Here is a 25,939-nt window from a genome sequence, read left to right on the forward strand (position 1 = left end):
GGTACCAGGACAAGGTAGCCAAAGAGGAAGAAGAAAGACAAATACAGCTGGGACTGGAAGGGTAGTGTTTAAGCCCCCTTTTAGGGGGCTGTGTCAAAGCCACCTGCTATGCAGGTGGTTTTTTACTTAGTCAGGCAATTTACTTCCGCAGTGGTTACAAAATTTCGCGCTGTGCTCATGCTGGGCCTGCTGGCATTGCGGGCATTTACGTTGCTGATTGCCTTTCTGAAAAGCCGTACTCATATGGGTGGTAATTAAACCGGTTGGAATCGCAATCACTGAATAGCCGATCAGGATCAGTACCGATGCCACGATCCTTCCCAGCGGCGTATGCGGCGTTATATCCCCATACCCGACGGTCGTCACTGTCACAATCGCCCAATAAACCGAAGCATTCAGCGTCGTAAAGCCATATTTCGGTCCCTCAATGAGATACATCAACGTTCCGAAAATAATCATGACGATGGCAATAAAACAATAAAACAAAATAAGCTGATGCCGGGCGCTCATTACCGCCTGCCAGAAAACACGCAGTGATGGCATAAAGCGCAGGAGTTTCAGGATCCGCAGAATACGAATAGATCGCATTGCCCGCCAGGCAAAAACATAATTGAGGCTCATTTCTGGCCACAACCACATGACATACAGTGGCAGTATGGTGATAAGGTCGATCATTCCCCAGAAACTGAACACATATTTCGCCGGATTTGGCCAGCTTAACAGCCGTAAAAAATACTCAATCGTGAAGACCGCGGTGACGATGAGTTCCAGCCAGACAAAAATATGCCATTCATCATAGGTCAGGTGATACTGCGTACCGAGACCCGATTCGATAAAAATAATCAGTACGCTGAGCAGCGCAAACAGTGCGCAGAATCCCTCTACCCGTCGTCCGGAGCGCGTATTTAAATCAAACAGACCATGATAAATTCGCCGGCGAAGCGATGATAATGAAAGCGACACGCTTAGTTTACCTCACTAACAATCAGGGCTGACACACTGTCAGCCCTTGCGATTATAACGGGTCTACTTTAAGGCAGGAAACCGCATGCCGGAAACTCCCCTCCAGTACCGGACGCGTTTTCGCACATTCTGGCCCGGCAATCGGGCAGCGGGTACGAAATACGCAGCCCGAAGGCGGATTAATTGGCGACGGAAGCTCCCCCTCCAGCAACTGAATCGTTTTGTTCTTTTCCAGATCGGGATCGGGAATTGGCACAGCAGACATCAGCGCTTTGGTGTAGGGGTGCAGAGGATTGTGATAAACCTCATCGTACGTCCCTAACTCCACCGCATGTCCCAGATACATCACCAGAACGCGATCGGAAATATGCTTCACGACGGCCAGGTCATGGGCAATAAAGATCAGCGACAACCCCATTTCCCGCTGCAGTTGTTGTAACAGGTTGACCACCTGGGCCTGAATCGACACATCGAGCGCGGAGACGGGCTCGTCACAGATAATCAGTTTCGGTTCCAGAATCAACGCTCGGGCAATGCCGATTCGCTGGCACTGACCGCCAGAAAACTCATGCGGATAACGGTTGATCAAATTTGGCAGTAACCCCACCTTCATCATCATCGCTTTCACTCTGTCACGTACTTCATGACGCGACAGTTTCGGATGATAAGTCCGCAGTGGCTCTGAGATGATTTCGCCGATGGTCATACGCGGGTTTAATGATGCCAGCGGATCCTGGAAAATCATCTGGATATCGCTGCGGACATCACGCCATTCATCGGGCTTCATGCCGAGCAGATCTTTCCCTAACCAGGCCACCCGCCCATCGGTTGCTTTGACCAGCCCAATAATCGCGCGGGCAAAGGTCGATTTTCCGCAGCCCGACTCCCCAACAACCCCCAGCGTCTCCCCTTCATACAGACGCAGCGTCACGCCATCAACCGCCTTCAGGGTTTTCGATGGTTGCCAGAACCACTGTTTGCCATCTTTAATATCGAAATGCACTTTGAGATCGGCGATTTCGAGGAGAACTTTTCGTTTTTCATCAACTGCGTTCATGCCAGATCCTCCACCGGTTTAAAGCACGCGCGCAGGCGGCCCGGACTGAACTCCTCCAGCGGCGGCGCACTACTGCATATCTCCATCGCATGCGGGCAGCGAGGCTGGAATGGGCAGCCTTTCGGCAGACGCAGTAAGTTCGGCGGGTTCCCCGGGATCGTCAGCATTTCTTCCCCCTCGCCGTCCAGACGAGGTACTGCATTAAGCAAACCAATCGAATAAGGATGAACGGGCTGATAAAAGACATCGCGCGCATTGCCGTACTCCATAGTACGACCGGCATACATCACCAGCACCTTATCGCAAATTCCCGCCACAACGCCGAGATCGTGCGTAATCATAATAATTGCGGTATTAAACTCACGCTTAAGCTCATTCAGAAGCGTCATGATTTGCGCCTGCACGGTGACATCCAGGGCCGTCGTAGGCTCGTCGGCAATCAGTAATTTTGGCCGACACAACAGCGCCATGGCGATCATCACACGCTGGCGCATACCGCCGGAAAATTCATGGGGGAACATCTTCATCCGCTTACGTGCTTCCGGCATTTTCACTGCATCCAGCATTCTGACCGACTCTTCAAACGCTTCAGCTTTGCTCATGCCTTTATGCAGCATCAACACTTCCATAAGCTGCTCACCGACACGCATGTAGGGGTTTAACGAGGTCATCGGGTCCTGAAAAATCATCGAGATCTGTTCGGCACGCAGCTTATTCAGCTCGTGCTCAGGCAGATTGAGGATTTCACGCCCACCAAACAGTGCTGAACCGCCAATCCGCCCATTTGACGCGAGCAGTCCCATCAGGGCAAACGCGGTTTGCGACTTGCCGGAACCGGACTCGCCAACGATACCCAGCGTTTCTCCCGCCCGCAGCGTGAAGTTCAAATCATTCACCGCCGTAACATCACCGTCCGGGGTGCTGAAAGTTACACGAAGATCTTTTACGTCCAGCAGTGCGCTAGCCCTTTGCTGCGCGAGCGGCGCGCTGGCCGTTTCAATTACGCTCATGGCTGCACTCCTTAACGGTCTTTCGGGTCGAGGGCATCACGCAGGCCATCGCCAATAAAGTTAAAACAGAACAACGTCACCACCAGGAAACCTGCCGGAAACAGCAGCAACCACGGCGAGACCTCCATCGAGTTTGCGCCATCGCTCAGTAATGCGCCCCAACTGCTCAAGGGTTCCTGTGTCCCCAGGCCAAGGAAGCTGAGGAAGGATTCAAACAGAATCATGCTCGGCACCAGTAACGAGGCATATACCACCACCACGCCCAGCACGTTTGGAACGATGTGGCGCAGAACAATACTGGCCGTCGATACGCCACCAACCTGCGCCGCTTCGATAAACTCTTTGCGCTTCAGGCTTAAAGTTTGTCCGCGCACAATACGCGCCATGTCCAGCCAGGAAACCATCCCAATAGCCACAAAAATCAACAGGATATTTTGTCCAAAGAAGGTCACCAGTAGAATGACAAAGAACATAAACGGGAAGGAGTTGAGGATTTCCAGCAAGCGCATCATCACAGAATCTATTTTGCCGCCCAGATAGCCAGACAGCGAACCGTACAAGGTCCCTACCACCACGGCCACCAGCGCAGCGGCGATACCCACCATCAGTGAAATACGCCCGCCAATTGCCACACGCACCAACAGGTCGCGGCCGGAGGAATCCGTGCCGAAATAGTGCCCGGACTCGATATCTGGCGCACTCGACATCATTCCCCAGTCGGTGTCGAAATAGGTAAACTGCGACAGCATCGGTGCCAGCGTTACAAACAGCGCAATGATGACCAGCACAACCAGACTGGCTACCGCTGCGCGGTTATGCATAAAACGACGGCGCGCGTCCTGCCACAAACTGCGCCCCTCGACCTCCAGCTTCTCACTGAAATTCTCCAGCGCGTCGCTATTTTTCTTACTTAACATCATCGCGAGCTCCAGTATCAGTAACGAATTTTCGGGTCGATCACGGCATACAGCACATCGACAATCGCATTAAAAACGATGGTCAATGTCCCCACCAGAATCGTCAGGCTAAGAACCAGCGAATAGTCACGGTTCAGCGCACCGTTAACAAACAGTTGGCCAATACCCGGCAGACCATAAATGGTCTCAATCACCATCGAACCGGTGATAATGCCGACAAATGCGGGTCCCATATAAGAAAGTACAGGGAGAAGTGCCGGTTTCAGCGCATGACGAAAAATGATACGACGCATCGGCAGCCCCTTGGCTCTTGCGGTGCGAATGAAGTTCGAGTGCAACACTTCAATCATCGAGCCACGGGTAATACGCGAAATGCTGGCGATATAAGCGAGCGATAATGCCACCATCGGCAGAATCATAAATTTCAGCGCCCCGCCGTTCCAGCCACCGCCCGGCAGCCATTTGAGAGTGATGGCGAAGATCATCACCAGCAGCGGCGCAACGACAAAACTCGGTATCACTACGCCGGTCATTGCCACCCCCATGACCGTGTAGTCCCAACGCGTGTTTTGCTTCAGCGCGGCAATCACCCCAGCGCTCACACCGAGGACAACAGCCAGCAAGAAGGCCGCGATGCCCAGCTTCGCAGACACCGGAAAGCTCGAGGCGACCAAATCGTTAACCGTATAATCTTTATATTTGAACGAGGGCCCGAAATCGCCGTGCGCCAGTTGTTTCAGGTAACTGAAATACTGGGTCATGATAGGGTCGTTCAGATGATATTTCGCTTCAATATTCGCCAGAACTTCTGGCGGTAGCGCGCGTTCCCCGGTGAAAGGACTTCCCGGCGCAAGACGCATCATAAAGAACGAAATCGTGATGAGAATAAACAGTGTCGGAATTGCTTCCAGACAGCGACGTATAATAAATTTCAACATTGCCCGTACCTTCTGGCGAGTGCCTTTACACCTTTTCACGCATCATTGCAGATGAGAGGTGTTAATAGTCGACGAAAAAGACACTGTGGGGCAACACTCGCTGCCCCACCCTTTGCCATTAATGCTTGATAATATACAAGTCTTTGACGTGGATATTATCCATCGGGTCTTTACCGGTATAACCACCCACCCACGGTTTCACCAGACGGGCGTTCACGTAGTAATACACTGGCACCATCGCGGAGTCTTTATCAAGCTGCTGTTCGGCTTTGGCGTACAGTTCAGTACGCTGAGCGTCGTCAGTAACTTTCAGTGTGTCAGCGATGATCTTGTCAAATGCCGGGCTCTTATAATGTGTTGTGTTGTTTGAACTGTCCGACAGCACCATGTTGAGGAAGGAAGTCGGTTCGTTGTAATCCGCACACCAGGCTGCACGCGCGACATCAAAGGTCCCCTGATGGCGCGTATCGAGGAAGGTTTTCCACTCCTGGTTTTCCAGTTTCACGTTTACACCGAGATTTTTCTTCCAGATAGAGGCGGCAGCGATAGCCAGCTTCTTATGTAAATCGGAAGTGTTATACAGCAGGTTAAAGGTCAACGGCTTATCCGCGGTATATCCAGCTTCGGCCAGCAGTTTCTTCGCTTCTTCGTTACGTTTTTCCTGGGTCCAGCCAAACCACTCAGGTTCAACCAGTTTCGCGCCGTCCGTGTACGGAGGTGTGAAGCTATAGGCGGGCAAATCGCCCTGGTTTTTCACCTTATTGACGATAATATCGCGGTCCAGCGCCAGCTTGAGCGCGGTGCGCACGCGAACATCTGTAAACGGTGCCTTCTGGTTATTAATTTCGTAATAGTAGGTGCACAGATACGGGTCGACATGAACTTCGTTCGGGATCTCTTTTTTCAGTTTCTGGAACAATTCAATCGGCATGTTGTTATAGGTCATGTCGATTTCACCACTGCGATAGCGGTTTACGTCCGTCACTTCAGACGAGATAGGCAGGTACGTTACCTGATTGATAACGGTTTTGGCGTTGTCCCAATAATTTGTATTACGCTCAAGCACAATGCGCTCATTGACCACCCAGTCTTTCAGCTTATAAGCACCGTTGGTCACAATATTGGCAGGCTGGGTCCATTTCTCACCAAATTTCTCAACCGCCGCTTTGGGAACCGGAGAAACGGATGAGTGAACCAGCAGCTTATAGAAATAAGGAACAGGCTCGCTCAGGGTCACTTCAAAGGTATTATCATCGATAGCTTTAACGCCCAGATCGGTGACAGGTTTTTTACCGGCGACGATATCGTCAATATTGACGATGTGACCGTACTGTAAATAGCTGGCGTACGGTGATGCGGTATTCGGATCGGCCAGACGCTGCCAGCTATAAACAAAATCATGGGCCGTAACGGGAGAACCATCGGACCATTTTGCATCTTTGCGCAGATGGAATGTCCAGACTTTAAAGTCTTTATTTTCCCATTTTTCCGCGACGCCCGGAGACGGTTTACCGTCAACGTCGCTGATTAATAAACCTTCGAACAGATCGCGGCTAACGTTAGATTCCGGTACGCCTTCGATTTTATGGGGGTCGAGGGACTGAACTTCCGAACCATTATTGCGCACCAGAGTCTGCTTTTCCGCCAGTTGAACGCCTGCCGGAACAACCGCCGCCGTAGCAACATTTCCGCCGATTAGCGCAGTGAGAATTCCTGCAGCCACTAAACTTTTTTTCGTGTTGGTCATTGTGTTTGTACTCCCTCATTATAATTACTGGTTTTATCACCAGCCTGTTAATCCCGTCCGGGATCTCTGAACAGCTCCGGAGACGTTCTGCTGTCAGATCGTTTACTGCCTGCTATCACCGACTTTATTTATTCTGACGATTCGAATGACCGCCTTACGTCGATTCTTGATGCCTCTCCCCTGCCGGAGACGCATTAAAAATGTGTCTTATTGCTTAGTTGATATTTATTCTCATCAACGTGCAATCTGCTGCAAAATGAACTGTCGGAAAGTAGCAAATGCGTTTCTGAACCGCCAATACAATTTACAGATTTGTTAAGCAATTCTCTTTTAGCGAAAAAAAACCGCTCCCCCTGGACGTTCCCGAAAAAGAATGTTTAAAACAATTCATTACTAATCATGCAATTAATAATCTCCTCTTCAGCCGAAGTCGTTCGAACCGTTGAAAAGCGCCAGAATGCACAAAAAATTAACAATTGGTTATTATTTAGCACATTCATCTAAGAGGTCATTGAAATAACTAATAACATTTCGATTATTCTTCATCAAGTCCAGGATCATGATGTGAACAATTTAACATGCTGGCGCATGTTGAGGATTTTAAAAATACAATAATATCAACGTGTTAATTATGGGATATTCCTGATGGGTATTCAGGTTTAATCGAAGGCTTTAGCTGAAAAGTAAGAAAGGTGACGTCCTGGGGCAGAAAACGGAGCCACGCACGACCCCGTTGACTGTTTCATATGAAAGGAAATTAACTCAGCAACCCGGGGAATATGGCCTTAATACCGGTTACGATAAACTCGATGCCCAGCGCCATTAATAGCAGACCCATGATACGCGTAATCACGTTAATTCCTGTCTGGCCCAACACGCGGACTAACCACGGCGCCATGCGGAATAGTCCCCAACAGCACAGGGCAAAAAGCGCAATAGCGACAAAGAAGCCAAGCAGATACATCACGCTGTGAAAACGCGTGCCCCAGACAATGGTTGAACTGATAGCCCCAGGCCCGGCCATCAGCGGTAATGCTAACGGAACGACCCCGACGCTTTCACGAATCGCGGTTTCTGATTTTTCCTGTTTGTTCTGCTTATCTTCACCCAGTTTTCCGCTAATCATTGACATAGCGATCGTCACGACGAGGATCCCGCCTGCAATCCGGAATGAGTCAATGGAAATGCCAAAAAGTTGAAGAATGCCATCGCCCAGAAATAAAGAAGTCCACAAAATAATGGCCACAGACAGGTTGGCAGTCAGGTTCGTTTTGTTACGCGCTGCCGCCGTCTGATAACTGGTCATACTGATAAAGACGGGAATAATCCCTACCGGGTTAACTAACGCAAACAACCCGATGAAAAATTTAAAATAAACAGGAAAATCGAAGAGCGTTTGGATCACGGTTAGCTCCGAAGCGTTAGCCGTATAAAGTTAGTCAAAGTTCACAGGTCAAAACCGTGCTGAAGATACGCCTTTTCGCAGCACATTTCACCTGGGCAAAGTTAAAATTGCCTCCACTTCCGGACGTTATTAATATGTTTTAATTATGATAATTTTAATTACATTCACTATTACAATTAATCCACACCTCGCATTTAGGGTGAAAAGCGCCTGCTGAAAGGTGTCAGCTTTGGAAAAATTTGATCTGCGTCACATAATATCTACTCAGAAGTGAGTAACCTTGCTTACGCCACCTGGAAGAAACGCGTTAGGGTGAGATAACGCTGACGCATAAGCTCTTTTAGTAAATCAGAGCGAACTGGACGTTAATTAACCATTTGATTTTCTGGCTGTTATACAAATTAGCGCCCGCTGTCTATACTCACGTATCGAGCAGATGATTTACTAAAAAAGTTTAACATTATCAGGAGAGCATTATGGCTGTTACTAATGTCGCTGAACTTAACGCACTCGTCGAGCGCGTAAAAAAAGCCCAGCGTGAATATGCCAGTTTCACTCAAGAACAAGTTGACAAAATCTTCCGCGCCGCCGCTCTGGCTGCTGCAGATGCTCGAATTCCTCTCGCCAAGATGGCCGTTGCCGAATCCGGCATGGGTATCATCGAAGATAAAGTGATCAAAAACCACTTTGCTTCTGAATACATCTATAACGCATACAAAGATGAGAAAACTTGTGGCGTTCTGTCTGAAGACGATACCTTCGGGACCATCACGATTGCTGAACCGATCGGTATCATCTGCGGTATCGTTCCAACCACTAACCCAACCTCTACGGCAATCTTCAAATCGCTTATCAGCCTGAAGACCCGTAACGCAATCATCTTCTCCCCGCATCCACGTGCGAAAGACGCGACCAACAAAGCAGCCGATATCGTGTTGCAGGCAGCCATCGCTGCGGGCGCGCCGAAAGATCTGATTGGCTGGATCGATCAACCGTCTGTCGAACTGTCTAACGCGCTGATGCACCACCCGGATATCAACCTGATTCTGGCAACCGGTGGTCCAGGCATGGTTAAAGCGGCTTACAGCTCTGGTAAACCTGCTATCGGCGTAGGCGCGGGTAACACCCCGGTAGTTATCGATGAAACAGCGGATATTAAACGTGCTGTTGCCTCTGTACTGATGTCAAAAACCTTCGATAACGGCGTGATCTGTGCTTCTGAACAGTCCGTAGTTGTTGTTGATTCTGTTTACGACGCAGTTCGCGAACGTTTCGCCAGCCACGGCGGTTACCTGCTGCAGGGTAAAGAACTGAAAGCCGTTCAGGATGTGATTCTGAAAAATGGCGCGCTGAACGCAGCTATCGTAGGTCAGCCGGCATACAAAATTGCCGAACTGGCAGGCTTCTCTGTGCCGGAAACCACCAAGATTCTGATCGGTGAAGTGAAAGTGGTTGATGAGAGCGAGCCGTTTGCTCATGAAAAACTCTCCCCTACTCTGGCGATGTACCGTGCGAAAGATTTCGAAGATGCGGTAGATAAAGCGGAAAAACTGGTCGCAATGGGCGGTATCGGTCATACCTCTTGCCTGTACACCGACCAGGATAACCAGCCAGAACGCGTTGCTTACTTCGGTCAGATGATGAAAACCGCGCGTATCCTGATCAACACCCCGGCTTCTCAGGGTGGTATCGGCGACCTGTATAACTTCAAACTCGCACCTTCCCTGACTCTGGGTTGTGGTTCCTGGGGTGGTAACTCCATCTCTGAAAACGTTGGTCCAAAACACCTGATCAACAAGAAAACCGTTGCTAAGCGAGCTGAAAACATGTTGTGGCACAAACTTCCGAAATCTATCTACTTCCGCCGTGGCTCACTGCCAATCGCGCTGGATGAAGTGATTACTGATGGCCACAAACGTGCGCTCATCGTGACTGACCGCTTCCTGTTCAACAACGGCTACGCTGACCAGATTACATCTGTACTGAAAGCGGCAGGCGTTGAAACTGAAGTCTTCTTTGAAGTTGAAGCTGATCCGACTCTGTCCGTCGTACGTAAAGGCGCAGAGCTGGCGAACTCCTTCAAACCAGACGTGATTATCGCGCTGGGCGGTGGTTCACCGATGGATGCCGCGAAAATTATGTGGGTTATGTACGAACATCCGGAAACTCACTTCGAAGAACTGGCGCTGCGCTTTATGGATATCCGTAAACGTATCTACAAGTTCCCGAAAATGGGCGTGAAAGCGAAAATGGTTGCTGTCACCACCACTTCCGGTACTGGTTCTGAAGTTACCCCATTTGCCGTGGTAACCGACGATGCAACAGGTCAAAAATATCCGCTGGCTGACTATGCGCTGACCCCGGATATGGCGATTGTCGATGCTAACCTCGTTATGGACATGCCGAAGTCTCTGTGTGCATTCGGTGGTCTTGATGCCGTCACTCACGCCCTGGAAGCTTACGTTTCCGTACTGGCTTCTGAGTTCTCTGACGGTCAGGCTCTGCAGGCGCTGAAACTGCTGAAAGAAAACCTGCCAGCATCCTATCACGAAGGGTCTAAAAACCCGGTAGCACGTGAGCGTGTTCACAGTGCGGCTACCATCGCCGGTATCGCGTTTGCGAACGCCTTCCTCGGTGTATGTCACTCAATGGCGCACAAACTGGGTTCTCAGTTCCACATTCCGCACGGTCTGGCGAACGCCCTGTTGATCAGCAACGTTATCCGTTATAACGCCAACGATAACCCGACCAAGCAGACGGCGTTCAGCCAGTATGACCGTCCGCAGGCTCGCCGTCGTTATGCTGAAATCGCTGACCATCTGGGTCTGAGCGCACCGGGCGACCGTACTGCCGCGAAGATTGAGAAACTGCTGGCGTGGCTGGAAAGCCTGAAAGCGGAGCTGGGTATTCCGAAATCTATCCGTGAAGCTGGCGTGCAGGAAGCTGACTTCCTGGCACACGTTGACAAACTGTCTGAAGACGCTTTCGATGACCAGTGCACCGGCGCTAACCCGCGCTACCCACTGATCTCCGAGCTGAAACAGATTCTGATGGATACCTACTACGGACGTGAGTTCAGCGAAGGCACTCCTGTGAAGAAAGACGCTGTTGCCGCTGCCCCGAAAGCAGAGAAGAAAGCGAAGAAATCCGCTTAATGTGATAACGCCTTAACATGACAAAAGCGGCCTCATTTGAGGCCGCTTTTTTGTGTGCGTTTCGCGGCTGTTTAGCGTGGCCATCCGCAAACGTGATTTAAGCTAATCCCGACGATGGCGCTCCTGAATCGCCGTGAGAGACCCCTCAGCCAGCGCTTCCTTATAATGCTTACGACAGACCGACACATAGCGCTCATTGCCGCCTATCACCACCTGCTCGCCTTCATTGTAAGGTCTGCCCGCCTGATCGAGGCGTAAAACCATACTCGCTTTGCGACCACAGAAGCAGATCGTTTTTAATTCGACCAGCTTGTCTGACCATGAGAGCAGATATTGGCTACCGATAAACAGCTCGCCGCGGAAATCGGTGCGTAATCCGTAACACAGTACGGGAATATCCAGTTGATCAACGACTTCCGATAATTCATAGACCTGTTGCCGGGTTAAAAACTGGCATTCATCCACCAATACGCAATGAACTGGCTGACGCGCATTGTCGGCAGCAATCTCTTCATACAGAGAGGAATTCTGGTTAAACAATTTGGCCGGCGAAGAGAGGCCAATACGCGAACTCACTTTGCCTGCACCATACCGGTCGTCTATTTCCGCCGTATATACGACGGTTCGCATCCCACGTTCCTGGTAATTGTATGAAGATTGCAGTAAGGCCGTCGACTTACCTGCATTCATTGCTGAATAGTAGAAATATAGTTGAGCCATTGGCCACAGACCCTCACCAAAGAGAAATTAAGACGTGAGAAGTGTATCATGATTTCCCCTGCTTTCAGCGCCCGGTTCTGCGCTAATGGGCAATATCCTTCAGCGCCAATGCGGGGTGTACAAAAATCGGTAACTGAAATTATCAGGAATCTCCGAATTAACAATTGAACAAACAATGCGCGACGAATCCCATTCTTGCCATATTGTGCGTTCGATATTCATCAACACCGCTTATCAACACTGACTAAATGGAAACCCCAGGCTTATTGTTACTGTTCTACATAAATCTCGCCTGGTAATAGACCCGGAGTGTCAGGAAAACTAATACAAAAGGTTGAAATCCCTGGAGTGTGAGGCTTTTTTTTCATGAAAAAATGTGACCTGAAACAGGATACATAAGCGCATTAAAAGGAGTAACCTCTCTGCCAATAAGCTCTTTTTTGTGCGTTTCTTCAAGAAAAATTTAAGTTCGGATATTTATTACTGGTAAAAAATAAAGTGCAATTTTGAATTCCTTACATTCCTGGCTATTGCACATCTGAATTTAAGGCTCTATTATTAGCTCAACAAACCACCCCCAATATAAGTTTGAGATTACTACAATGAGCGAAGCACTTAAAATTCTGAACAACATCCGTACTCTTCGTGCGCAGGCAAGAGAATGCACTCTGGAAACGCTGGAAGAAATGCTGGAAAAATTAGAAGTTGTTGTAAACGAACGTCGTGAAGAAGAAAGCGCAGCGGCTGCTGAAGTTGAAGAACGCACGCGTAAACTGCAACAATATCGTGAAATGCTGATTGCTGACGGTATTGATCCGAATGAACTGCTGAATAGCATGGCTGCTGTTAAATCTGGCACCAAAGCTAAACGTGCAGCGCGTCCGGCTAAATATAGCTATGTTGATGAAAACGGTGAAACGAAAACCTGGACCGGTCAGGGTCGCACACCGGCTGTCATCAAAAAAGCAATGGAAGAGCAAGGTAAACAGCTGGACGATTTCCTGATTAAGGAATAATCCGCATTTTACCTGTTCAAAATCCCGCATCTGCGGGATTTTTTTTACCCCTAATCTGTTGTGCTCCCGAAGTGGTAAGCATAAAAAACGGCGCAGGATGAGTGCGCCGTTTCAGTGCCTTAATTATAACGTCAGGTTACAGGTTACTTCTTAATACCCATCTCTTCTTCAAGCCAGGCCTTAAATTCCTTGCCAAGCGAATTATGACGAATGCCATATTCCACAAATGCCTGCATGTAACCTAATTTATTACCACAGTCATGGCTCTTGCCTTTCATATGGTAAGCTTCGACGGTTTCTTTTTCGATCAGCATATCGATGGCATCAGTCAACTGAATCTCGTCACCCGCTCCTGGAGGGGTTTTTGCCAGCAGTGCCCAGATGTCAGCGCTCAATACATAGCGTCCCACAATCGCCAGATTTGACGGGGCCACGTCTGCCTTCGGCTTCTCAACCACACCGACCATTGGGACACTTTCGCCCGGCGCCAGGGGCACACCTTTACAATCAACAACGCCGTAAGCGGTGACATCCTCAACCGGCTCTACCATGATTTGACTATTACCGGTCTCATCAAAACGACGGATCATTTCGGCCAGGTTATCCTGGGATAAATCAGACTCGAACTCATCAAGAATTACGTCAGGCAAAATGACTGCGACTGGCTCATTACCAACTACCGGGTGCGCGCACAATACCGCGTGCCCCAGACCTTTTGCCAGCCCCTGACGAACCTGCATAATTGTCACGTGCGGCGGGCAAATAGATTGCACTTCTTCGAGTAACTGGCGCTTAACACGTTTTTCCAGCATGGCTTCCAGTTCAAAACTGGTATCGAAGTGGTTTTCAATTGAATTTTTAGAAGAGTGCGTCACCAGCACGATTTCAGTGATGCCCGCAGCAATACATTCGTTAACGACATACTGAATTAATGGCTTATCAACCAGCGGCAACATCTCTTTCGGGATAGCTTTTGTCGCCGGTAACATCCTGGTTCCTAATCCCGCTACCGGGATAACGGCTTTTTTGACTTTCGAGTTAATGGCAGCCATTTAAATTCTCCTGGACTGTTCATGTATTGAACGTGTTCTTCAATCTGTATCGCATCGAGTATATCAGCACTGTTATATGTCTCAGGTCCGAAAAGGATGCGTGTTCATATAATTAAGAGTAATACGTATAAATCTGGCGCTGATAGTAACACCAGCAGAGAAAGGCTGGAAAAGCAATTTACACTCGCCCTTCCGATTGTTCATTCCGCAGACAACATCAGGCGAAGCCGCCCTCCAGCCCCCCAAATTTGACACTGCCATGCGTCACAACGCTGGCTAATTTGATTCAAATAAGTATTTCCTAACGTACCGAGCGGAACGCCATTACTGATCTGGACATTATGTGAGCCGGTATTGAGGGTTGCATTAAGCCCGGCAGAAACCAGTATCAGATTTTTAAGCTCACTATGATAATAGCCGACCAATAAGGGAAATTGTCCCGGTAAACTGGCCTGACGAAGCAGATGGTTCACCTGTTTCAATAATGCGCCCAGTTCAGGTAAACGCTGATTCTGGTGAGCCAGTTGCTCCTGCAATAAGCCATTAAATAATGCCCGAAGCAGTAATGCCGCCAGTACGCCATTATCCCCTGCGCGGGTGACATCCAGGCAATAAAAAGCCAGATCGTTATCCGAAAGCGACGCAATATCCAGAACCAGTCCCGGCTTGTCAGCCGAAACCAGTTGCCGGTAATTAACCCGACAATGCGAAATAACCTGTTGTACCGGAGGTTGAAGTTCCTGGAGCAACTTTGCGGCGGCGGTAGGGTTTTCCACCATCGCATCCCAGTCGCGAAACAGCCGTTCTTCCTCTTCGACCCGCGAATTAAACATATTCGGATAGAGGCAGGCAAAAACGGTTTCACGCAGGCGAGTCAGATCTTTAACTGGCTTAAGCAGAACGTCATCAACGCCCAGACGTAACGCTTTAGCGATATCGGCCATGTTCTCGGTCGCCGAAATCACCAGGATTGGCGTCTGGTCACCACGATTACGTAAATGCTCAACCAGCTTGAGGCCATTCATTCTCGGCATCGCGAGATCGCAAATCATGAGATCGGGGATGAAATTTGTTAACCGTTCCAGCGCCTCAATCCCATCCCCGGCCAGTGACGTTGTCGCCCCAAGAGAGGAAAACCACGAATCCAGAAGCGAGCGAAATACCGGCTCATCTTCAACGATTAGAATTTGTTTTCCGACCAATGGCTGCGTCATGTTTTCTCCCCTGACTGGCTTTACTCAATAGTGGCATGCTATTGCCACACTCGCCTGTCAGATTTTGCTTAAGTGTAGATAAAAATGGTGCATCAAACGCCAGCACGTACCAGAGGCAAAAGTTCATCCATCTTTTTTTCCACGGCCAGTTGACCTGCTGCAATGGCAGCATCGGCACGATGAAAATCCAGGGTGGAGATTTGTGGACAGAACGGTTGTATCAATATATCGGGCGGATCACCCGCCATACGGTTTCTTTTCAGGCGGTTTTCCAGTACCTGAATCGACGTGGTCATGATTTCCATCGCCGTCGGCGCTGTCGCAACGCGACGTGCGGTGATATTTCCCAACCGCTCCTTCAGGCGCGCGCGCCAGGAGAGGCTTTCGCTTTCCGTTTCAGTGCTGTCATCGCTGACATTCAGCGAAAGCAAATCCTGCTGCATCAGGTGCGCATCGTGTTGTAGATCAACCGCGATCACAATGTCTGCGCCTAAAGCGCGGGTCAGTGAAATGGGAACAGGATTGACAACCCCGCCATCCACCAGCCAATAACCATTATGAGCAACGGGAGACATCAGGCCAGGGATGCTGCAGGACGCGCGAACAGCGAGATGCAAATCGCCCTCAGTGAACCATAGCTCACGCCCGGTACTAAGATTGGTTGCCACTGTGGCAAAACGGCGAGTACAAAGCGCGATATCGTCTACCGGCATGACATTCCGGTACTGATTAAAGACTCGCTCGCCGCGTAGCAGTCCCCCCCGTCGCCAGGAAAGATCCATCAGACGAAGGACATCCCAATAGCTAAACGAGCAGACCCATTCTTCAAGCGCAGGCAATTTATTGCAGGCATAGGCGGCGCCAACCAGTGAACCGATGGAACACCCCGCGACAATATCCACCTCAATCCCCATATGTTTGAGGGCTTTGATGACCCCAATATGGGACCAGCCTCGCGCAGCACCTGAACCCAGCGCCAGACCTATTTTCATTTTTCTCATGTGAACCGCAGACTTCCCCTGGCTTACGGGCGTAGCAACAACGCCAACGCTCAGTTAACATAGTGCTACCCGCTTTTTATCCGCTTTTTTACCAGGGAGTTTTACGTGTCTCAACTTTGTCCCTGTGGTAGCGCTGTCGAGTATAGCGTATGTTGCCACCGATATCTGTCTGGTGAACAAGTAGCACCCGATCCGTCACACCTAATGCGCTCTCGCTATTGCGCTTTTGTGATGAAAGACGCAGATTATTTGATCAAAACCTGGCACCCATCGTGCCAGGCGGCCACCTTCCGGAACGAGATCGGCGCCGGTTTCGCCACTACCGAATGGCTGGGCCTGACGCTTTTCGAACATTCGGATACGGGCGATGTGGGTTACGTCAGCTTTGTCGCCCGTTTTCGTGAACATGGTAAAACAGGAGCGATCATCGAACGTTCTCGTTTTTTAAAAGAAAACGGTCAGTGGTACTATATCGACGGTACCCGCCCACAGTTTGGACGCAACGACGCCTGCCCTTGCGGGTCGGGTAAAAAATTCAAAAAATGCTGCGGCTAATCAATGCCCGACAGTATTAAAACCAGCAAACATCATCAACAGGATTACCGCTGCAATGCATTCTTTACAACGAAAAGTGCTTCGTACCATCTGCCCTGACCAGAAGGGCCTGATCGCGCGCATTACCAATATCTGCTACAAACATGAACTGAATATCGTGCAGAACAATGAGTTCGTGGACCACCGTACCGGGCGTTTCTTCATGCGCACGGAACTGGAAGGCATTTTTAATGACTCCACGCTGCTTGCCGATTTAGACAGCGCGCTGCCTGAGGGTTCTGTTCGCGAACTCAATCCTGCCGGTCGTCGTCGCGTGGTAATTCTGGTCACCAAAGAAGCACATTGCCTGGGCGATCTGTTAATGAAAGCCAATTATGGCGGACTGGATGTTGAAATTGCCGCGGTCATTGGCAACCACGATACGCTGCGTTCGCTGGTAGAACGTTTCGACATTCCGTTTGAACTGGTTAGTCATGAAGGCTTAACCCGCGAAGAGCACGATCAGCAGATGGCGGATGCCATTGACGCACACCAACCAGACTACGTGGTGCTGGCAAAATACATGCGCGTGCTGACCCCGGAATTTGTCGCGCGTTTCCCGAACAAGATTATCAATATTCACCATTCGTTCCTGCCAGCGTTCATTGGCGCGCGGCCTTACCATCAGGCTTACGAGCGTGGCGTTAAGATCATCGGCGCGACGGCGCACTATGTGAATGACAATCTGGACGAAGGTCCGATCATCATGCAGGACGTCATCCATGTGGACCACACCTACACAGCAGACGATATGATGCGTGCCGGACGAGATGTCGAGAAGAACGTCCTGAGCCGTGCGTTATATCAGGTGCTTGCCCAGCGTGTCTTTGTTTACGGTAACCGGACGATTATTCTTTAACCGATTGATTACTAAATTGGTTACCTTTATCTCTTTGCGCATAAAAATCAGGCAACCAGTTTAATTTTCTTCCCGGAATACTTTACAGGGGCGCGTCATTTGATATGATGCGCCCCGCTTCCCAACGCGGAAGCAGGCCAGTAATTAGCTTTCCCCGTGGTGGGGTTCCCGAGCGATCATAAGGTAGCTGACTGCAAACCTGCCGTCATCGACTTTGAAGTTCGACTCGAGCATAGCGAGAGAGCGTTACCGCAGGTAACGATAATCCTTCAAGCTATGAAACACCAAACCCTGTGGTGGGGTTCCCGAGCGGCCAAAGGGAGCAGACTGTAAATCTGCCGTCATCGACTTCGAAGGTTCGAATCCTTCCCCCACCACCATTTTTCGCTACAGCAATGTAGCAACCCCGATAAGCCATGTAGAAGTTTGCGCTTGCCGGGAAGGGTGAGAACCTTCGATTAAGGTTCGACTCGAGCGTAAGCGAGAGAGCGTTACCGTAGGTAACGACCCGAAGGGTGAGGAGCAAAGCGACGAATAATCCTTCCCCCACCACCATCTCATTCGAGATATCAAAGCATCACACCCCTGGCGGGGTTCCCGAGCGGCCAAAGGGAGCAGACTGTAAATCTGCCGTCATCGACTTCGAAGGTTCGAATCCTTCCCCCGCCACCATCACTTTTATATTGCACCCGCACACATCCCGACGCTTATGCCCTCTGTTCTGCCTGTCCGGGGAAGGATGAGAAGCTTCGACTAAGGTTCGATTCGAGCATAGCGAGAAAGCGTTGCCGCAGGCAACGACCCGAAGGGCGAAGCGCAACGCGCTGAGTAATCCTTCCCCCGCCACCATCACTTTTATATTGCATCCGCACACATCCCGACGCTTTGCCCTCTGTTCTGCCCGTCCGGGGAAGGATGAGAAGCTTCGACTAAGGTTCGATTCGAGCGTAGCGAGAAAGCGTTGCCGCAGGCAACGACCCGAAGGGCGAAGCGCAACGCGCTGAGTAATCCTTCCCCCGCCACCATCACTTATCTGTTGCACTTCAGCCACATCAACTTTCTGTATTCTCTATTTATTCTGTCCTGGCATGAAACATCGCCTTTGCCCGGTGGCACTTCGTTTACCGGGCCTACCAGATCGCCATTATGTAGGTCGGATAAGCGCAGCGCCATCCGACAATTCAGGTAGCTCCGTGCCCAATAAAAAACCCCGCCGAAGCAGGGTTTTAACCACATCACAGGCAGGCTCAGTGACGCGCGCGAACAATCTGGTATTTGCGTGTCAGATACTCAACCGGTGCGCTCCAGATGTGCACCAGGCGTGAGAATGGGAACAGCAGGAACAACGTCATCCCCAATACCAGATGCAGGCGGAAGATAAACGCCACGCCGTCCAGATGCGCTGATGCGCCGCCGTGGAAGGTCACCACAGATTGCGCCCATCCAACCAGCTTCATCATTTCGCTGCCGTCCATATGCTGGGCGGAGAACGGAATGGTCGACAACCCCAGCGCACACTGGATCACCAGCAGCGAGAGGATCAGGATATCCGCACCGGTGGTGGTCGCCCGAACGCGTGGGCTGAACAGACGACGTTTCAGCAGCAGGACGCCCCCGACGAGGCACATGAGCCCCGCCGCGCCGCCGCCGATCATCGCCATTTTTTGCTTCACTTCGATAGGTAGCCAGGCTTCATACATCCAGTGCGGAGTCAGCATACCGAGGAAGTGACCAGCGAAAATCCCCAGAATCCCGAAGTGGAACAGGTTTGAGGCCAGGTTCATCCCTTTGCGATCCAGCATCTGACTGGACGCGGCGCGCCAGGTGTATTGACCATAGTCGTAACGCAGCCAGCTTCCAATCAGAAACACGGACCCGGCAATGTACGGGTAAATGTCAAAGAAGAACATATTCAGGAAGTGCATTATTGCTGTCCTCCGGTGGTGATATTCAGATATTGCGGTGCGACGGCACCGGCAAAACGACGCTGGTGAGCGGAGATTTCAGACTCTCCGCAGCCCTGATCGGCAAAGAATTTCACCTGCTCTTCTTCCCAGACTGCATCCAGCGCTTGCGGCGTATCGTCACGCACTTCATCCGCGATTTTTTCCGCCACTTTATCGCTGTCGATTGCCGCATTCGCCAGCTTCAGCAGCAGATCGAACAGCACCGCATAGCGGCTTTCACGCTGTTGCAGGCGTGCGCTCAGCAGTGCCAGGATCGGGGCAATATCCTGCAACCCGCCCAGTGCGTCACTCTTCGGTAACTGCGCCAGATATTCCAGATACAATGGCAGATGATCCGGCAGTTCACAGCTGTCGAGCTCCAGGCCGTGCTGCTCATACTGCGCCATCAGATCGACCATCGCCTGGCCGCGATCGCGGGATTCACCGTGAACGTGTTCGAACAGCAGCAGCGAGGTTGCGCGCCCCCGGTCGAACAGTTCGCTGTAGTTGGCCTGCACATCCAGCATCTCCTGCGCGGTTAAATCGCGCAGGAAAACGCTGAGCTGATGCGCATCCTCTTTATCAAGATTTTCTGATGACGCGAGTGCATCGTATAGTTCCTGCTGATGCTGCCACAGGGCAGCATCCGGGTACTCGAGCAGACGCGAAACAATGACAAGTTCAATCATTGGTGCGGCTCCGTTTTGCTGGTCACATCAATGGCATCAATGCGACGGCTGTTAAACAGGTTGAATTTGCTGTCAGACCCGTGGCAACCGTCGCCGAAGGTAAAGCCACAACCACTTTTCTCCGGGAACGCATCACGTGCCAGTTCACGATGGCTGCTCGGTACCACGAAACGATCTTCGTAGTTGGCAATCGCCAGATAGCGATACATCTCCTGCGCCTGCGCTTCGCTTAACCCAACCTCTTCCAGCGCACGGGTGTCCACTTTACCGTCAACGGTTTCCGCGCGTTTGTAGTGACGCATCGCCAGCATCCGTTTCAGCGCCAGCAGAACCGGCTGGGTATCGCCTGCGGTGAGCAGGTTAGCAAGGTACTGAACCGGAATACGCAAACTGTCTACATCCGGCAGAATGCCGTTACTGCCCAGTTCCCCCGCATCCGCAGCAGACTGAATCGGCGACAGCGGCGGCACATACCACACCATCGGCAACGTGCGGTATTCCGGGTGCAGCGGCAGCGCCAGCTTCCAGTCCATCGCCATTTTATAGACCGGCGACTGCTGTGCAGCGTCAATCACGCTCAGCGGGATACCGTCTTTCAGCGCCTGTTCAATCACCGCCGGGTCGTTCGGATCGAGGAACACATCCAGTTGGCGCTGATAGAGATCTTTTTCATGCTCTGTGCTCGCCGCGTTCTCAATGGCATCGGCGTCATACAGCAGTACGCCGAGATAACGGATCCGGCCCACGCAGGTTTCGGAACAGACCGTCGGCTGACCGGCTTCGATACGTGGATAACAGAAGATGCACTTCTCGGACTTTCCGCTCTTCCAGTTGAAGTAGATCTTTTTGTACGGACAGCCGGTGATGCACATCCGCCAGCCGCGGCACTTATCCTGATCAATCAGTACGATGCCATCCTCTTCACGCTTGTAGATAGCCCCGCTCGGACAGGTCGCGACACAGGCCGGGTTAAGGCAGTGCTCACACAGGCGCGGCAGATACATCATGAAGGTGTTTTCGAACTGGCCGTACATCGCTTTCTGCATGTTCCCGAAGTTCTGGTCCTTGGCGCGTTTTTCAAATTCGCCACCCAGAATTTCTTCCCAGTTCGGACCGCTGGTGATTTTATCCATCCGCTTACCGGTTATCAGCGAGCGAGGACGGGCGATCGGCTGATGTTTGCTTTCCGGCGCAGAATGCAGATTCTGGTAGTCGTAATCAAACGGCTCGTAATAGTCGTCAATGCCCGGCAGATGCGGGTTGGCGAAGATTTTACCGAGCAGCATCGCACGGTTGCCCATGCGCGGCTGGAGTTTGCCGTTGATTTTGCGGATCCAGCCGCCCTTCCATTTTTCCTGATTTTCCCAGTCATTAGGAAAACCCACGCCTGGTTTGCTTTCCACGTTGTTGAACCAGGCGTATTCCATCCCTTCGCGGCTGGTCCAGACGTTTTTACAGGTTACGGAACAGGTGTGGCAGCCGATGCACTTATCGAGATTCAGCACCATGCCGACTTGTGAACGAATTTTCATTTTACGCTCTCCTGTACCTGGTCATTGCCTTCGCCATCCAGCCAGTTAATGTTCTTCATCTTACGTACCACGACAAACTCATCACGGTTCGAACCAACGGTGCCGTAGTAGTTAAAGCCATAAGCCAGTTGCGCATAGCCGCCAATCATGTGGGTCGGTTTCGGCGTGATACGGGTTACCGAGTTATGGATCCCGCCGCGCTGCCGCGTGATTTCAGAGCCCGGCAGGTTCACAATCCGCTCCTGCGCGTGATACATCATGGTCATCCCGGCCGGTACGCGCTGGCTTACTACCGCACGCGCCGTCAGGGCACCGTTACTGTTGAACACTTCGATCCAGTCGTTATCTTCAATGCCCAGATCGTTGGCGTCGGTTTCGCTCATCCAGACAATCGGACCACCGCGCGACAAGGTCAGCATCAGCAGGTTATCGCTGTAAGTGGAGTGGATCCCCCACTTCTGGTGCGGCGTCAGGAAGTTGAGCGCTTTTTCCGGATTGCCGTTGGATTTCTCACCCATCACCGCCTTCACCGAACGGGTGTCAATAGGTGGACGGTAAACCAGCAGGCTTTCGCCGAAATCACGCATCCACTGGTGATCCTGATACAGCGACTGACGACCGGTCAGCGTGCGCCACGGAATCAGCTCGTGTACGTTGGTATAGCCCGCGTTATACGAGACGTGTTCGTCTTCCAGACCGGACCAGGTTGGGCTGGAGATAATCTTACGCGGCTGCGCCTGGATATCGCGGAAGCGAATTTTCTCCTCTTCTTTATTGGTCGCCAGATGGGTATGGTCGCGGCCGGTAAACTCACTGAGCGCCGCCCAGGCTTTTACCGCCACGTGGCCGTTCGTTTCCGGTGCCAGCGTCAGAATCATCTCCGCCGCGTCAATGGCGGTGTTGAGCATCGGCTGGCCTTTCGCCGGACCGTCCGCTTTGGTGTAGTTGAGCTTACGCAGCAGATCCATTTCGCTCTGGGTGTTCCAGGCAATCCCTTTACCGCCGTTACCGATTTTCTCCATCAAGGGACCGATAGAGGTGAAGCGCTCATAGGTTGCGGGATAGTCACGTTCGACGGTCATAATGTGTGGCGCGGTTACGCCAGGGATCAGGTCGCATTCGCCTTTTTTCCAGTCCTTCACCTCCAGCGGCTGCGCCAGTTCGGCGGCGGAGTCGTGCTGGATGGGCAGCGTGACCACATCAGTTTCTTTACCGAGATGCCCCACGCAGACTTCCGAGAATGTCTTCGCGATGGCTTTATAAATTTCCCAGTCGCTTTTCGATTCCCAGGCCGGGTCAACGGCGGCAGACAGCGGATGAATAAACGGATGCATATCCGACGTATTCATGTCGTCTTTTTCGTACCAGGTCGCGGTCGGTAAGACGATGTCGGAATAGAGGCAGGTGCTCGACAGACGGAAATCCAGTGTCACCACCAGATCCAGTTTGCCGTCGAGACCGTTGTCCTGCCATTCCACCTCTTCCGGCTTCACACCGCCCTGCTGACCCAGATCTTTCCCCTGGATCCCGTTTTCAGTGCCCAGCAGGTATTTCAGCATGTACTCATGGCCCTTACCGGAAGACCCGAGCAGGTTAGAGCGCCAGATAAACAGATTACGTGGATGGTTTTTTCCGTTTTCCGGCTGCTCTGCGGCGAAACGGATTGACCCCTCTTTCAGCGACTTGACGGTGTAATCCACCACGGTCATTCCCGCTTTCTTCGCCTCTTCAGCGATTGTCAGCGGGTTCGTCCCCAACTGCGGTGCAGACGGCAGCCAGCCCATGCGCTCAGCACGCACATTGAAGTCAATCAGGTGACCGCTGTAGCGTGATTTATCCGCCAGCGGTGACAACAGTTCCTGGGCGGTGACCGTCTCATAGCGCCACTGGCTGGAGTGGTTATAGAAATAAGAGGTGCTGTTCATGTGACGAGCCGGACGCTGCCAGTCGAGGGCAAACGCCAGCGGCTGCCAGCCGGTCTGCGGACGCAGTTTTTCCTGGCCGACATAGTGTGCCCAGCCGCCGCCGCTCTGGCCGATGCAGCCACAAAACATCAGCATATTGATCAGGCCGCGATAGTTCATATCGAGGTGATACCAGTGGTTCAAACCGGCACCGACAATAATCATCGAACGACCGTGCGTCTTATCGGCGTTATCAGCAAATTCACGCGCAATTCGGGTGATCTGTGCGCGTGGTACGCCGGTAATCCGCTCTGCCCACGCCGGCGTGTAAGCCTTGACGTCGTCATAACTGGTGGCGCAGTTGGCGTCGTTCAGACCTCGCTCCAGCCCGTAGTTAGCCATGGTCAGGTCGTAAACGGTGGTAACCAGCGCGACGGTGCCGTCAGCCAGTTGCAGGCGTTTAGCTGGCAGTTTGTGCAGCAGCACATTCTCCAGCTCAACTTTATTGAAGTGCTCAGTGCCTTCACCACCGAAATACGGGAAGCCCACTTCGGCGATTTCGTCCTGGCTGCCCAGCAGACTCAGTTGCAGTTCAGTTTCGGCGCCGGTTGTGCCGTCGCGCTGCTCGAGGTTCCATTTGCCTTTCTCACCCCAACGGAAACCGATAGAACCGTTCGGCGCAACCATCTCGCCATTGTTGTTGATAGCAACCGTTTTCCACTCTGGGTTATTTTCCTGACCCAGCGAATCAACCAGATCGGCCGCACGCAGCAGTCGGCCTGCCGCATAGTAGCCATCACGTTCTTCCAACATGACCAGCATCGGCATGTCGGTATAACGGCGGACATAGTCGGTAAAGTACTGGCTTGGGTTGTCGAGGTGAAACTCGCGCAGCATGACGTGTCCCATCGCCAGCGCCATTGCCGCATCGGTGCCCTGCTTCGGTGCCAGCCAGAGATCGCACAGTTTGGCGATTTCAGCATAGTCCGGCGTCACCGCAACAGTTTTAGTGCCTTTATAGCGAACTTCGGTAAAGAAGTGCGCATCCGGCGTACGGGTCTGTGGCACGTTAGAGCCCCAGGCAATGATGTAGCTGGAGTTGTACCAGTCAGCGGATTCGGGTACGTCCGTCTGCTCACCCCACGTTTGCGGAGAGGCTGGCGGCAAATCGCAATACCAGTCGTAGAAACTCAGGCAGGTACCGCCAATCAGGGAAAGGTAGCGCGCGCCAGAGGCGTAAGAAACCATCGACATTGCCGGGATGGGCGAAAAGCCTGCCACGCGGTCCGGGCCGTAAGTTTTGACGGTATAGACGTTTGATGCGGCAATCAGCTCATTCACTTCCTGCCAGGAGGAACGCACGAAACCACCACGACCACGCGCTTGTTTAAAGCTTTTTGCTTTATCAGCGTCTTCGATGATGGACGCCCAGGCGTCAACCGGATCGCTGTGCAGTTTTTTCGCTTCACGCCACATCTTCATCAGGCGTTTGCGCATCAGCGGATATTTCAGACGATTAGCACTGTAGAGATACCAGGAGTAGCTCGCACCACGCGGGCAGCCGCGCGGTTCATGGTTTGGCATATCCGGACGGGTGCGCGGATAGTCGGTTTGCTGGGTTTCCCAGGTGACCAGCCCGTTTTTGACATAGATTTTCCAGCTACACGAGCCGGTGCAGTTTACCCCATGGGTTGAGCGCACAACCTTATCGTGCTGCCAGCGCTGACGGTAGCCATCCTCCCAGTCCCGGTTAGTGTCGAGAAGCTGGCCGTGCCCATCGGCAAAGGTTTCACCCTTCTGCTTGAAGTAGCGAAACCGGTCCAGGAATTTACTCATCGGTTCTCTCCTGTTGGAGCCTGACGGCTCTCTGATAAATCGACATTGCTAGATTGCTGCTGACGGTAACGCTCTGAAAGGGCGTGGGAATTGATAACGATCAAGGCAGACAGGGTTGAAAATGGAGGGCAAATTTTGACATACCCCTTTTGAGGGATTTAAGAGGATAGTTTATTACTATGATTTTATTGACTATTTTTATTTATCTGTTTTCAGTAAATGTTAAATTCTTTACCCGTGGGTATTAAGGGGTATGCCCCTGGAGACATCTTCGGATGAGAGACAAACAGAACGGCGCGGGTGATAAAACCGATAGTATGTTGTAACTAATCAAGGAACAAAAAAAGCGCGGTCTAACGCCGCGCAATGGATAATCAAACTACT

The 25,939-nt window shown here is 51.5% G+C and carries 19 protein-coding genes, 2 tRNA genes and 3 other RNA genes; 9 read left to right on the top strand and 15 right to left on the bottom strand.

Going from position 1 to position 25,939, the window contains the following annotated elements; all coding sequences use genetic code 11:
- Positions 1–126 precede the first annotated feature (126 nt).
- The 7 genes from WB371_RS14430 to ychE all read right to left on the bottom strand — a co-directional run bounded on the left by WB371_RS14430 (position 127) and on the right by ychE (position 8,037).
- Positions 127–963 (bottom strand): ion transporter, encoded by an 837-nt coding sequence (locus tag WB371_RS14430; RefSeq protein ID WP_336220743.1) that lies wholly within the window; start codon positions 961–963, stop codon positions 127–129.
- Positions 964–1,015: 52 nt separating this feature from the next.
- Positions 1,016–2,020 carry a murein tripeptide/oligopeptide ABC transporter ATP-binding protein OppF gene (gene oppF / locus WB371_RS14435; RefSeq protein WP_336220744.1) on the bottom strand — a complete coding sequence of 335 codons (1,005 nt, stop codon included), beginning with the start codon at positions 2,018–2,020 and terminating at the stop codon, positions 1,016–1,018.
- Entirely contained in the window at positions 2,017–3,030 is a 1,014-nt protein-coding gene (oppD, locus tag WB371_RS14440; protein ID WP_336220745.1) for a murein tripeptide/oligopeptide ABC transporter ATP-binding protein OppD, read from the bottom strand. Before oppD ends, oppF begins: the two co-directional genes overlap by 4 nt.
- 11 nt (positions 3,031–3,041) lie before the next feature.
- Positions 3,042–3,950, bottom strand: a complete 909-nt coding sequence (oppC, locus tag WB371_RS14445; protein ID WP_336220746.1) for an oligopeptide ABC transporter permease OppC — start codon at positions 3,948–3,950, stop codon at positions 3,042–3,044.
- Between the two features lie 14 nt (positions 3,951–3,964).
- A complete protein-coding gene (oppB, locus tag WB371_RS14450; protein ID WP_336220747.1) occupies positions 3,965–4,885 on the bottom strand; it encodes an oligopeptide ABC transporter permease OppB in 921 nt (306 codons plus the stop codon).
- 118 nt (positions 4,886–5,003) lie between these two features.
- The gene (oppA, locus tag WB371_RS14455; RefSeq protein ID WP_336220748.1) at positions 5,004–6,632 is read right to left on the bottom strand and encodes an oligopeptide ABC transporter substrate-binding protein OppA; all 1,629 of its coding nucleotides are present in this window, start codon (positions 6,630–6,632) and stop codon (positions 5,004–5,006) included.
- A 757-nt stretch (positions 6,633–7,389) separates the two neighbouring features.
- Positions 7,390–8,037: an NAAT family transporter YchE gene (gene ychE, locus WB371_RS14460; protein WP_336220749.1), complete on the bottom strand. Its 648-nt coding sequence runs from the start codon at positions 8,035–8,037 to the stop codon at positions 7,390–7,392.
- A 476-nt stretch (positions 8,038–8,513) separates the two neighbouring features.
- Between ychE and adhE the strand changes: the two genes are divergently transcribed.
- Positions 8,514–11,192, top strand: a complete 2,679-nt coding sequence (gene adhE / locus WB371_RS14465) for a bifunctional acetaldehyde-CoA/alcohol dehydrogenase (RefSeq protein ID WP_336220750.1) — start codon at positions 8,514–8,516, stop codon at positions 11,190–11,192.
- 102 nt (positions 11,193–11,294) lie between these two features.
- Here adhE and tdk read toward each other — a convergent pair whose 3' ends face one another.
- Positions 11,295–11,912, bottom strand: coding sequence for a thymidine kinase (gene tdk / locus WB371_RS14470; protein WP_336220751.1), 618 nt, complete (start codon positions 11,910–11,912; stop codon positions 11,295–11,297).
- A gap of 602 nt (positions 11,913–12,514) precedes the next feature.
- On the opposite strand from tdk, the gene hns reads away from it, so the two are divergent.
- Positions 12,515–12,928 (top strand): histone-like nucleoid-structuring protein H-NS, encoded by a 414-nt coding sequence (hns, locus tag WB371_RS14475; protein ID WP_042318627.1) that lies wholly within the window; start codon positions 12,515–12,517, stop codon positions 12,926–12,928.
- A 143-nt stretch (positions 12,929–13,071) separates the two neighbouring features.
- Here hns and galU read toward each other — a convergent pair whose 3' ends face one another.
- From galU to rssA, 3 genes are all read right to left on the bottom strand, one after another.
- Entirely contained in the window at positions 13,072–13,980 is a 909-nt protein-coding gene (gene galU, locus WB371_RS14480) for a UTP--glucose-1-phosphate uridylyltransferase GalU (RefSeq protein WP_336220752.1), read from the bottom strand.
- A 200-nt stretch (positions 13,981–14,180) separates the two neighbouring features.
- The gene (gene rssB, locus WB371_RS14485; RefSeq protein WP_336220753.1) at positions 14,181–15,194 is read right to left on the bottom strand and encodes a two-component system response regulator RssB; all 1,014 of its coding nucleotides are present in this window, start codon (positions 15,192–15,194) and stop codon (positions 14,181–14,183) included.
- Positions 15,195–15,286: 92 nt separating this feature from the next.
- On the bottom strand, positions 15,287–16,195 hold the full coding sequence (gene rssA / locus WB371_RS14490; RefSeq protein WP_336220754.1) for a patatin-like phospholipase RssA: 909 nt from the start codon (positions 16,193–16,195) through the stop codon (positions 15,287–15,289).
- A gap of 105 nt (positions 16,196–16,300) precedes the next feature.
- On the opposite strand from rssA, the gene WB371_RS14495 reads away from it, so the two are divergent.
- The 7 genes from WB371_RS14495 to WB371_RS14525 all read left to right on the top strand — a co-directional run bounded on the left by WB371_RS14495 (position 16,301) and on the right by WB371_RS14525 (position 18,673).
- On the top strand, positions 16,301–16,750 hold the full coding sequence (locus WB371_RS14495) for a YchJ family protein (RefSeq protein WP_336220755.1): 450 nt from the start codon (positions 16,301–16,303) through the stop codon (positions 16,748–16,750).
- A 55-nt stretch (positions 16,751–16,805) separates the two neighbouring features.
- Positions 16,806–17,648: a formyltetrahydrofolate deformylase gene (purU, locus tag WB371_RS14500; protein WP_336220756.1), complete on the top strand. Its 843-nt coding sequence runs from the start codon at positions 16,806–16,808 to the stop codon at positions 17,646–17,648.
- Positions 17,649–17,943: 295 nt separating this feature from the next.
- Positions 17,944–18,028 (top strand) — tRNA-Tyr (locus tag WB371_RS14505).
- 43 nt (positions 18,029–18,071) lie between these two features.
- A non-coding RNA gene (locus WB371_RS14510) (RtT sRNA) lies at positions 18,072–18,203 on the top strand.
- 32 nt (positions 18,204–18,235) lie between these two features.
- Positions 18,236–18,320, top strand: a tRNA-Tyr gene (locus WB371_RS14515).
- A gap of 46 nt (positions 18,321–18,366) precedes the next feature.
- Positions 18,367–18,497, top strand: a non-coding RNA gene (locus tag WB371_RS14520) — RtT sRNA.
- Between the two features lie 45 nt (positions 18,498–18,542).
- A non-coding RNA gene (locus tag WB371_RS14525) (RtT sRNA) lies at positions 18,543–18,673 on the top strand.
- A 222-nt stretch (positions 18,674–18,895) separates the two neighbouring features.
- Here the strand turns inward: WB371_RS14525 and narI are convergent.
- Genes narI through WB371_RS14545 form a run of 4 tightly spaced genes read right to left on the bottom strand, consistent with a single transcriptional unit; the run spans position 18,896 to position 25,555 of the window.
- Positions 18,896–19,573, bottom strand: a complete 678-nt coding sequence (gene narI, locus WB371_RS14530) for a respiratory nitrate reductase subunit gamma (protein ID WP_336220757.1) — start codon at positions 19,571–19,573, stop codon at positions 18,896–18,898.
- Positions 19,573–20,283: a nitrate reductase molybdenum cofactor assembly chaperone gene (gene narJ / locus WB371_RS14535; RefSeq protein WP_336220758.1), complete on the bottom strand. Its 711-nt coding sequence runs from the start codon at positions 20,281–20,283 to the stop codon at positions 19,573–19,575. The genes narI and narJ overlap by 1 nt, the downstream gene beginning before the upstream one ends.
- Positions 20,280–21,815, bottom strand: a complete 1,536-nt coding sequence (narH, locus tag WB371_RS14540; protein ID WP_336220759.1) for a nitrate reductase subunit beta — start codon at positions 21,813–21,815, stop codon at positions 20,280–20,282. The genes narJ and narH overlap by 4 nt, the downstream gene beginning before the upstream one ends.
- Positions 21,812–25,555, bottom strand: coding sequence for a nitrate reductase subunit alpha (locus WB371_RS14545; RefSeq protein ID WP_336220760.1), 3,744 nt, complete (start codon positions 25,553–25,555; stop codon positions 21,812–21,814). The genes narH and WB371_RS14545 overlap by 4 nt, the downstream gene beginning before the upstream one ends.
- Positions 25,556–25,939: the final 384 nt, after the last annotated feature.

The sequence above is a fragment of the Citrobacter amalonaticus genome, assembly GCF_037053465.1.
Lineage (GTDB): Bacteria > Pseudomonadota > Gammaproteobacteria > Enterobacterales > Enterobacteriaceae > Citrobacter_A > Citrobacter_A amalonaticus_H.

Coding starts and splice junctions, on each gene's coding strand:
- narI (WP_336220757.1), bottom strand. CDS start 19,573: ATGCACTTCCTGAATATGTTCTTCTTTGACATTTACCCGTACATTGCC.
- hns (WP_042318627.1), top strand. CDS start 12,515: ATGAGCGAAGCACTTAAAATTCTGAACAACATCCGTACTCTTCGTGCG.
- oppF (WP_336220744.1), bottom strand. CDS start 2,020: ATGAACGCAGTTGATGAAAAACGAAAAGTTCTCCTCGAAATCGCCGAT.
- oppA (WP_336220748.1), bottom strand. CDS start 6,632: ATGACCAACACGAAAAAAAGTTTAGTGGCTGCAGGAATTCTCACTGCG.
- tdk (WP_336220751.1), bottom strand. CDS start 11,912: ATGGCTCAACTATATTTCTACTATTCAGCAATGAATGCAGGTAAGTCG.
- rssB (WP_336220753.1), bottom strand. CDS start 15,194: ATGACGCAGCCATTGGTCGGAAAACAAATTCTAATCGTTGAAGATGAG.
- oppC (WP_336220746.1), bottom strand. CDS start 3,950: ATGATGTTAAGTAAGAAAAATAGCGACGCGCTGGAGAATTTCAGTGAG.
- purU (WP_336220756.1), top strand. CDS start 16,806: ATGCATTCTTTACAACGAAAAGTGCTTCGTACCATCTGCCCTGACCAG.
- narJ (WP_336220758.1), bottom strand. CDS start 20,283: ATGATTGAACTTGTCATTGTTTCGCGTCTGCTCGAGTACCCGGATGCT.
- oppD (WP_336220745.1), bottom strand. CDS start 3,030: ATGAGCGTAATTGAAACGGCCAGCGCGCCGCTCGCGCAGCAAAGGGCT.
- WB371_RS14545 (WP_336220760.1), bottom strand. CDS start 25,555: ATGAGTAAATTCCTGGACCGGTTTCGCTACTTCAAGCAGAAGGGTGAA.
- oppB (WP_336220747.1), bottom strand. CDS start 4,885: ATGTTGAAATTTATTATACGTCGCTGTCTGGAAGCAATTCCGACACTG.
- galU (WP_336220752.1), bottom strand. CDS start 13,980: ATGGCTGCCATTAACTCGAAAGTCAAAAAAGCCGTTATCCCGGTAGCG.
- narH (WP_336220759.1), bottom strand. CDS start 21,815: ATGAAAATTCGTTCACAAGTCGGCATGGTGCTGAATCTCGATAAGTGC.
- rssA (WP_336220754.1), bottom strand. CDS start 16,195: ATGAGAAAAATGAAAATAGGTCTGGCGCTGGGTTCAGGTGCTGCGCGA.
- adhE (WP_336220750.1), top strand. CDS start 8,514: ATGGCTGTTACTAATGTCGCTGAACTTAACGCACTCGTCGAGCGCGTA.